This is a genomic window from Marichromatium sp. AB32 (assembly GCF_003718675.1).
GTDB classification, from domain to species: Bacteria; Pseudomonadota; Gammaproteobacteria; order Chromatiales; family Chromatiaceae; genus Marichromatium; species Marichromatium gracile.
On sequence record NZ_RHFJ01000167.1, the window covers coordinates 1 to 260 of the forward strand.

Below are 260 nucleotides of genomic sequence, written 5' to 3' on the forward strand. Positions count from 1 at the left end.
CTGCTCCACGCCGGGCTCTTCGCCACCGCGCGGCGCGAGCCCGGGCGCCCGGCGCTGTTCGACGGCGAGCGGGTGATCGACCACGGCGAACTCGCCGCCGCGGCGCTGCGCATCGCCGGCTGGCTGCGCGCCGCCGGACTCGCCCCGGGCGAGGCGGTGGCGGTGTCGCTGCCGCGCGGCGCGGCCCAGGTCGCGGCGGTGTTCGGGGTGCTCGCCGCCGGGGGGTGCTATGTCCCGATCGGGGTCGAGCAGCCGTCGGC

The 260-nt window shown here is 80.4% G+C and carries 1 protein-coding gene; it reads left to right on the forward strand.

Translation table 11 applies throughout. From position 1 onward, the window contains the following. The coding region (locus tag EBL85_RS16995; RefSeq protein WP_148040597.1) for an AMP-binding protein at nucleotides 1–260 on the forward strand (260 nt) is incomplete at both ends.